5 protein-coding genes and 1 pseudogene are annotated in these 6,103 nt (G+C 59.1%); 2 read left to right on the forward strand and 4 right to left on the reverse strand.

Annotated features, from left to right (window positions below; genetic code table 11):
- Nucleotides 1-33: 33 nt before the first annotated feature.
- Together R1W01_RS16785 and R1W01_RS16790 are read right to left on the reverse strand one after the other, a co-directional pair.
- On the reverse strand, nt 34-1,167 hold the full coding sequence (locus R1W01_RS16785; RefSeq protein WP_243614234.1) for a ParB/RepB/Spo0J family partition protein: 1,134 nt from the start codon (nt 1,165-1,167) through the stop codon (nt 34-36).
- Between the two features lie 10 nt (nt 1,168-1,177).
- The gene (locus tag R1W01_RS16790) at nt 1,178-2,473 is read right to left on the reverse strand and encodes an AAA family ATPase (RefSeq protein WP_243614233.1); all 1,296 of its coding nucleotides are present in this window, start codon (nt 2,471-2,473) and stop codon (nt 1,178-1,180) included.
- 564 nt (nt 2,474-3,037) lie between these two features.
- Here R1W01_RS16790 and R1W01_RS16795 point away from each other — a divergent pair.
- Both R1W01_RS16795 and R1W01_RS16805 read left to right on the forward strand, forming a co-directional pair.
- The gene (locus R1W01_RS16795; protein WP_243614232.1) at nt 3,038-3,724 is read left to right on the forward strand and encodes a DnaA N-terminal domain-containing protein; all 687 of its coding nucleotides are present in this window, start codon (nt 3,038-3,040) and stop codon (nt 3,722-3,724) included.
- Nucleotides 3,725-4,155: 431 nt separating this feature from the next.
- Complete coding sequence (locus R1W01_RS16805; RefSeq protein ID WP_243614231.1) at nt 4,156-4,569, forward strand: nucleotidyl transferase AbiEii/AbiGii toxin family protein; 414 nt, start codon at nt 4,156-4,158, stop codon at nt 4,567-4,569.
- Nucleotides 4,570-4,636: 67 nt separating this feature from the next.
- Here R1W01_RS16805 and R1W01_RS16810 read toward each other — a convergent pair whose 3' ends face one another.
- Nucleotides 4,637-5,233 (reverse strand): DUF6088 family protein, encoded by a 597-nt coding sequence (locus tag R1W01_RS16810; protein ID WP_243614230.1) that lies wholly within the window; start codon nt 5,231-5,233, stop codon nt 4,637-4,639.
- 567 nt (nt 5,234-5,800) lie between these two features.
- Nucleotides 5,801-5,977 (reverse strand): annotated as a pseudogene (locus tag R1W01_RS16815) (DDE-type integrase/transposase/recombinase); the annotation flags it as partial.
- Nucleotides 5,978-6,103: the final 126 nt, after the last annotated feature.

Below are 6,103 nucleotides of genomic sequence, written 5' to 3' on the forward strand. Positions count from 1 at the left end.
GGAAGGTCTGTTCAGTTCAGGCAGAGGGCGGGTTTAGTCAAGATTGTCCAGCATCTGCTGCACCGCCTGTTCCAGCTTACGCCGGTCGATGGTGGTGAAATCGCGATTCAGGCGGATTTCCAACCGACCCGAGGCCGCGGTGCATTTCGCCCTGCCCTCGCGTCGCTCCAGCTGAAAACTGGTCTTGGCCTTGCCTGCGGCGGGGGCTTTGGGCTTGGGCGCGGCGGTCTGCACCCCCTGCCCGTCCTGGACCGCGCCCAGCCCCGCCGCACGACGCAGCACGCCCAGCTCATCCATAACCGAGCGGTTCTCCCAGCCCTCGAGATCACTGCGAATATGACCAGCCAGCGCGGGGTCCTGATCAAGTTGTTGGGCCAGCGCTAACCCGAGGGCACGGGGGATCTCGTGCGGGTAGATCAGCGCCCCACCGATCCGCCCGATCACCTTGATGAAGGTGCGGATATACGAGCGTTTCTGATAACCCGCCGACTTGAACAGAACGGCCACAGCCTTGTCCGGGTCGGTTTCCTGTGTGCCAGGTTCGGCGGCATAGTCCACGGCCAGCTTGGCCATCTCGGCAAAGGAGATGTCCTTGCGGACCATGTTTTCGTCGACCATGCGGCGATAGAGCGATTCCAGGCTATCCCCGCGCGGCGTGATCGCCGCCGGGATGCGGGCCCAGAGATCATCGTCTGTTTCCTCGTACAGCGCGCGATAGGCCGAGAGCCGCCGAAAGCCCTGGATCAGCTCGAACTTGCCATCCTCGCGCGGTTCGACCCGGATAGGGTTGGACAGACCGATGTCCTGAATCGACTGCTTCAGCTCGTCCAGTTCGGGGTCGGGGCCGGGGGCCCGGTCGCGCGTCAGCTTGTAGGTTTCCACGGCGTCCAGCGGCAGCACCTCGAGCACGAGGCCCAGCTTTTTCAACCGGACATGCTCGTGCGCAAGGGCGTCGTTCTCGGCGCGGATCTGCGCCTCCACCTGTTGACGCTCACGCGCAGCGCCAGCGGTTTCGCTGATCGCGGTGGCCATCGGGCCGCGCCGGGCAGGGCGGTCCTCCTTCCCCGCGGGGAAGGTTTCGGTGGCTGGCTCGGCGCTGGGATCGGGCAAGTCGTCGGGCAGGTCATCGGGCATCGAGATATCGAACATGCGGCGTTTGCGGCTCATGAATGTCTCCTTAAATCTTGTCCCAGGCCTGCACGACCGAGGCTTTGAATTCGTCGTACCCCCGATCAAAGGTCGCACGTGCACGGCGCCAGGTTTCGCGGGTCATGTCGCGATAGTCGATCTCATACACCGACGAAAGGAAGCGGCCGGACTGTTCGACCGCGCGAGTCATCTCGATCGGGTGCTCTGTTACATGATCGCCAAAGACCTTACGAAACGCCTCGAGCATCGCGCGGTGCAATTCGTTGCCCGGCTCGAACCGGGTCATGACAAACCGAATGTCGGCAAAGGCCTTAGGCAGGCCAATCTTCCCCGCGGGGAAGGTCGCGTCGAACCCGTGGCTCAGATCCTCCAGCGCTTCGGACAGCTGACCGATAAAGCTGGTGGTCGAGTCATACTCCCAATAACCAGGGCCCGACGGCACATACAGCATGTCCGCAGCAAAGACCGCATTCATCGACTGATACCCAATCGCCGGCGGGCAGTCGAACAGGATCAGATCATAGTCGTCATCGTTCAGCGTATCGAGATAGCGCGACACCGCTGCAAAGAACGACCATTCCGGGTTCAGGTGGCGGTACTGGGCGCTGGCAAACTCGACAAAGGCGGCGTTGGCACAGCTGGGAATGATGTCGATCGTGGACCAGGCGGTCGGCTTGATGAAGTCCGGCGTGCGCAGGTTCTCTAGCCCCATGTCCCGGATCGAGGTGGGGATGCGGCGCTGGGGCAGGGCGGCCCCGCTGGCGGCCCCGGTTACGGCGGCGTTCATGCGGTCGGTTTCCCGGATCAGGTCACGCGCCATGATGCCCCAGACGGTATAGTCTTCGGCCACGTCGGATAGCCCCATCGAGTGGGACAGCGTCGCTTGCGGATCAAAGTCAACCACCAGCACACGATAGCCATCCAGCGCGGCGGCATGTGCCAGGTGCAAGGCGACGGTGGACTTGCCAGAGCCGCCCTTGAAGTTGGCAACGGCCGCACGAAAGGCGCGCTTGCCAGCGGGGCGCGGCGGCATCAGCGACTTGCGGTTGACCTTCATCCGGCGGCGCAACTCGTTGATCTCCTCCAGGCTGAACCAACGCTGGCGACCATCGGGTTCGACTTCCCCGCCAGGAAGGTTCGGCTCGGCCGCCAGTCGCCCACGAAAGGTGGACTGGTTGATGCCTAGGATCAGCTCGGACACCTCCCAGCTGGAGAACCGCCGCAGCCGCTTGGTGTTCTCTGGGCTGAAGGTCTGCTGCCTTATCCAGCTTTGCATCTTGAGCGACTGCGCCTGCAACCGCGCGAGGTCTTCGTGGGTGTACATGAGTGCCTCCTTAGAACTGAACGTAAAAACTGCCTCATTCCGCAAATACGACGGATTTGCCGAAATGGCAAAGAAAAGATTTAATGTCCTTAACCTTCCCCGCGGGGAAGCTGTATCCCTGGGAACAAGGGATTTGGGCGCGAATCGGCTGCGCAGCGTCGACAGAGGGGCAGGGGGCCTGAAACGTCGGTGAGGNGCTGCGCAGCGTCGACAGAGGGGCAGGGGGCCTGAAACGTCGGTGAGGCCGCAAAGTTTAGGGGACATGCCAAAGCGCCCTACAGTATTTAGAGTGACATTCTTGACCAAATGGGGGACACCCTGTATGTCCCCCATAACCATAGAACCTCTTCTTTCTTTCGAAATAAGGATTAGAGAAACACCCCGCCCCGGAACCGCCCTTGACAGAATCGAAGTTCTGGACGCAAATTGGCGAAGATTGGTAAAGAGCGTTGGAAGCGCGCGCCGTTTACTGATTTTGAGGCAGATACACCGTCGGTAACATCCACGGATATACGGACCCGGAACGCATCACCAAGATGCGACGGGCAGGCAAAGGAGAATGCGATGCAGATCGCAAAGCCAGTGGGACGCGAGGCGGCCAGTCGCAAATACGACATCTTGTCTGCGCTAATGGCCTTTGCGCTGTCTGAGGACCGGACGATTCAGCGGCAGGTCATGCGAATGATGGCCCTGATCACGACCCGCTACAACTGGCAACGAGACGAGCTGTCCATGGGTCAAGAGGACATCGCCCGTCTATGGTCCGTCGACACCCGTACCGTCAAACGCGAAATGGCCAAGCTGCGCGCCAAAGGCTGGCTGGTTCTGAAGCGCCAGGGCGCGCGGGGCAGGGTCAGTGTCTATGGACTGGACCTGGAACTGATGCTTGAGGATACGCGGCACGTCTGGAGCCATATCGGCCCGGATTTCATTGACCGGTTGACGCCTGACCAGCCGTCTCAGAACCCGACCCCTGACAACGTGGTGCCGCTGCATACACCTGCGCGCAGCCCTGTGGCCGATGGCTCGCTTTGGTCCGAGGTGCAAAAGGAGCTGCATCAGATCGACCCGGCGGTTTATGGCGCCTGGTTCCATGGGCTGAGCGAGGCTGGCGTTGGGGCAGGGCGGCTGCATCTGATGGCGCCGTCACGGTTCCACGCGTCATATGTGAAAACCCACCTGATGAGCCGCGTGTTGGCCGTGGTGCGCCGGATCGATCCGAGCATTCATGACGTGGTGATCGAATGCTAGACTCAACTGCTCTGTCGCAAATACTGTTTGGACGCACTCCGCCTTGAGGACTTGATGGCGCTGCTAGAGCATTCTGTCCGTCTTTCAGCAAGACATACGCCGGAGAGCCGTTTTTCAAGTTTGTGCTGCGTCGGCTTGTCTAACGTCAGCGCCAATGGGACAGTTTAGGGTGATTTGATAAGAGAGGGTTTCTGGCACATCGTAACCACCGAGGAGTGAAGATGAGACAGAAACCCGGAACCCGCAAAAGCCACGGCGAGAAGGTCAGCAGGTCACGGACGTCGCGGCACGACAGCGGGTAGCGACAGTACCAGCGCACCGCCAGAAGGATGATCTTACACGGGAACCGATGACGTTTGAACGGGTTCTTGCGTTGCGCCATTGGCTACTCCACCATCATAGACACAAAGCCTGCTGCGACAGGCGCGGTAATGCAACTGACCCGATTCAGGGACCAGATCTATACGTTTCAGGAACTTAACTTGACTGGGGCAGGGGTGGCGGTACGGGCCTTCACATTGCACGAGATCATTGCTGAGAAGCTCCGGGCTTTGCTTCGGCAGCCCATAAGAAACCGAAACCGTCGTCAGGACGTGTATGACATTGCCTATTTGATCGAAGAAAACGAGCTGAGCGGTGAAGACCGACGGGTCATCCTACAAACGCTGATCGAGAGTTGCCGTACCCGCGGCATTGAAGCTAGCGCGGATTCCATCGGCAACCCCAGAGTTCGCCAGAGAGCCGAGGCTGATTGGAACACACTTGCTCTTGAAATCGGTGATCTCCCACCTTTCGAGGAACGATTTGCGACGATGCAGGCGTTGTATGTGTCCCTACCTTGGTAGGTGGCACACCTATGAAACCGGTCACTAGCCAGCACATTTCGGAGTCCGCCAACAACCTAACCAACGGTCAATCACATGAAATGATCTGCTGCACGATAGGATGCATCCAGGCTGGCACATGTCTGCTTTGCTTAGCAAGTAGCATTCGGTCTATGTCATCCAGAGCACGGGCTAGTTCTTCGATCACCTGATCATCGACCCGGTCCTTGCCGACATAACGCAGTGCCTGAAACACGACACCGGTTTTCTGGCCCGCGCCAACAAGCGTCTTGGAAGACGCATTTCTGAAACGGACCACCTGCCGACCGAATGTCTTGGTCTGTGTCGGGCCATCGGTCATGTAAGTGGGCTTGGATGGAACCTGTGACGAAAGCCCAAGTTGGTTGGCCGCCATTGCAGGAGAGGGCTGCAAAACCTGGTTGTTCTTGCGGGTTACCGCTAGCGCAATATCGTGGACTGACAGTGGCAGATAGCCAAAGCGCGGGCTTTTCTTGGGATAGTCGTAGAGACCGCGCGTTAAGCGACGGATCGTCCCCTGATCGGCCAGACGGGACAACGCCTTGTCCACACTTGTTCGAGACCCAATGTCCAAAAAGTCCGATGGTACAAAGATTGCGCCACGTCCCCTCCCAATGATGCGTTTTTTGATCTTCAATGTGATCATGATTCACCTCCTCGCCAGAAGTTATGGTGTGTTCTTCTGAAACCCAATGTTGAATGGTGCACATACAATGCTGTCTTGCGGCGGGAAGGTGACCTTTGGCAATTTCTGCACTGAGATCCGCTATGCGGGACAAAATCGCCATCCGATTTCTGCAAACGAATGGCAGCTTTGTCGCTTTTCGCCTTCGGGACGCTATGTGCGCGACCCTTGATATGCGCTCAGGGGTTCAGGCGGTTGCCTCCCTTTCGTCGGGCTGGTGCATTCCGGCAACAGCCAGAACAGTCAATCCAAGGACCATGTAGTACCAGACTCCGAGGCCGGAGAAGCCAAGGGCAATTGGGGCGACAACAAAGGCGATGCCGACCAGACCATCAACGGCTAAGTGAAATCTGTACGGAACACGCGGATCGAACCCAGATGGTGGTCGGTCAGGATGGTGAGCGCCAATGCCGCCGCGCCAGTAGTGATGGAGAGCCAGAGCGCCAGGTTGTTTTTGCACCCAAACCTATCAGGAACGGTATTGCGAGAAGACCGAGCGCAACCGGATAGTCGAGGTAGGCATGCAACACCATCCTGATCGACGGCACGCCAGAGCCAGAATGACCGGCCCGCGATCTTCACCACGACTTCATCCAGATGCCAGACATCGCCAGGGCGCGCCTGCCGGCGGCGCAGGTTCCTCGCGATCTGCGGCCTGAATTTGGTTGTCCAGCGCCGAACGGTTTCATAGGACACGTCGATACCAGGGGTCTGATGCCGGAGAGTGCAGAATCCTACGCTAAGGCTATTTGGTCATCTTTTGGGCCACCTGTATTCGCCGGTGAGAAGGATGTGCGCCCACCCGAGGGGTGAGATATGCGCTAGCAGGTC

Source organism: Shimia sp. FJ5, assembly GCF_032918335.1.
Taxonomy (GTDB): Bacteria; Pseudomonadota; Alphaproteobacteria; order Rhodobacterales; family Rhodobacteraceae; genus Shimia; species Shimia aestuarii_A.

Excerpts from the sequence above, each read along its gene's own strand:
- R1W01_RS16805 (WP_243614231.1), top strand. The coding sequence starts at position 4,156 with ATGCAACTGACCCGATTCAGGGACCAGATCTATACGTTTCAGGAACTT.
- R1W01_RS16785 (WP_243614234.1), bottom strand. The coding sequence starts at position 1,167 with ATGAGCCGCAAACGCCGCATGTTCGATATCTCGATGCCCGATGACCTG.
- R1W01_RS16795 (WP_243614232.1), top strand. The coding sequence starts at position 3,038 with ATGCAGATCGCAAAGCCAGTGGGACGCGAGGCGGCCAGTCGCAAATAC.
- R1W01_RS16790 (WP_243614233.1), bottom strand. The coding sequence starts at position 2,473 with ATGTACACCCACGAAGACCTCGCGCGGTTGCAGGCGCAGTCGCTCAAG.
- R1W01_RS16810 (WP_243614230.1), bottom strand. The coding sequence starts at position 5,233 with ATGATCACATTGAAGATCAAAAAACGCATCATTGGGAGGGGACGTGGC.